9 tRNA genes and 3 rRNA genes are annotated in these 1,360 nt (G+C 48.5%); all 12 read right to left on the bottom strand.

Annotation, left to right across the window (positions count from 1 at the left end):
- Positions 1-92 (bottom strand): 16S ribosomal RNA (locus D2K40_RS16230); the annotation flags it as partial.
- A gap of 89 nt (positions 93-181) precedes the next feature.
- Positions 182-257, bottom strand: a tRNA-Ala gene (locus D2K40_RS16225).
- A gap of 25 nt (positions 258-282) precedes the next feature.
- Positions 283-359: transfer RNA gene (locus D2K40_RS16220), tRNA-Pro, on the bottom strand.
- 3 nt (positions 360-362) lie between these two features.
- Positions 363-439, bottom strand: a tRNA-Arg gene (locus D2K40_RS16215).
- A gap of 5 nt (positions 440-444) precedes the next feature.
- Positions 445-533 (bottom strand) — tRNA-Leu (locus D2K40_RS16210).
- 27 nt (positions 534-560) lie between these two features.
- A tRNA-Gly gene (locus D2K40_RS16205) sits at positions 561-635 on the bottom strand.
- 4 nt (positions 636-639) lie between these two features.
- A tRNA-Leu gene (locus D2K40_RS16200) sits at positions 640-721 on the bottom strand.
- 5 nt (positions 722-726) lie between these two features.
- Positions 727-802, bottom strand: a tRNA-Lys gene (locus D2K40_RS16195).
- A gap of 17 nt (positions 803-819) precedes the next feature.
- A tRNA-Thr gene (locus tag D2K40_RS16190) sits at positions 820-895 on the bottom strand.
- Positions 896-898: 3 nt separating this feature from the next.
- A tRNA-Val gene (locus D2K40_RS16185) sits at positions 899-974 on the bottom strand.
- Positions 975-980: 6 nt separating this feature from the next.
- A 5S ribosomal RNA gene (gene rrf, locus D2K40_RS16180) occupies positions 981-1,096 on the bottom strand.
- A 137-nt stretch (positions 1,097-1,233) separates the two neighbouring features.
- A 23S ribosomal RNA gene (locus D2K40_RS16175) occupies positions 1,234-1,360 on the bottom strand; the annotation flags it as partial.

The following is a 1,360-nucleotide window of genomic DNA, read 5'->3' as shown; positions in this document are numbered from 1 at the left end:
CCGAAGGGGTCATCTTGCTTCCCGCGCTCGACTTGCATGTATTAGGCACGCCGCCAGCGTTCGTCCTGAGCCAAGATCAAACTCTCCATAAAATGCGAGCTTGGTTGCTCATTTAAAATACTAGCTTGTTTCTTACTTAACATACTGGTTGTTTCGTTCAGTTTTCAAAGATCAATATAAATGGTGGAGCCTAGCGGGATCGAACCGCTGACCTCCTGCGTGCAAAGCAGGCGCTCTCCCAGCTGAGCTAAGGCCCCAAAACAATATATTTTAAAACAAAAATGGTCGGGAAGACAGGATTTGAACCTGCGACCCCTTGGTCCCAAACCAAGTGCTCTACCAAGCTGAGCTACTTCCCGTAATGGCGCGCCCGAGAGGAGTCGAACCCCTAACCTCTTGATCCGTAGTCAAACGCTCTATCCAATTGAGCTACGGGCGCTAATATGGTGCCGAGGGCCGGACTCGAACCGGCACGGTAGAAACCTACCGCAGGATTTTAAGTCCTGTGCGTCTGCCAATTCCGCCACCCCGGCTTGGCTTTTTTTAAAAAAGCTTAAAAATGGAGCGAAAGACGGGATTCGAACCCGCGACCCCCACCTTGGCAAGGTGGTGTTCTACCACTGAACTACTTTCGCGAAATGCGGGTGGAGGGACTTGAACCCCCACGTCATAAGACACTAGATCCTAAGTCTAGCGCGTCTGCCAATTCCGCCACACCCGCTAAAATGGTGAGCCATGAAGGACTTGAACCTTCGACCCTCTGATTAAAAGTCAGATGCTCTACCGACTGAGCTAATGGCTCGTACTTTAGCAAAAAGATGGTGCCGGCCAGAGGACTTGAACCCCCAACCTACTGATTACAAGTCAGTTGCTCTACCAATTGAGCTAGGCCGGCTTATGGTGGAGGATGCAGGGCTCGAACCTGCGACCCCCTGCTTGTAAGGCAGGTGCTCTCCCAGCTGAGCTAATCCTCCGGTAAAGCCTGGCGACGTCCTACTCTCGCAGGGGCAAAGCCCCAACTACCATGGGCGCTGAAGAGCTTAACTACTGTGTTCGGCATGGGAACAGGTGTGACCTCTTCGCTGTTGTCACCAGACATTGTTTCGTTTTTCAAGGACAAGATATATTATATAAAATATTCACTAGAAAAGCAAGTGTTTTTTTAAATAATTTTTAAGAAAAAATTGTACCTTCAAAACTAGATAAGAAGTACAACAAGACAACATAAATATTATAGTTAAGTCCTCGATCTATTAGTATTCGTCAGCTACACGTGTCACCACGCTTCCACCTCGAACCTATCAACCTCATCGTCTCTGAGGGATCTTACTCTAAATGATGAGAAGTCTCATCTTGAGGG

Origin of the sequence: Paraliobacillus quinghaiensis (assembly GCF_003426025.1) — a bacterium.
Taxonomy (GTDB): domain Bacteria; phylum Bacillota; class Bacilli; order Bacillales; family Amphibacillaceae; genus Paraliobacillus_A; species Paraliobacillus_A quinghaiensis.
Note: the sequence above shows the minus strand (reverse complement) of the source record. Positions and strands in the feature narration are given on the sequence as shown.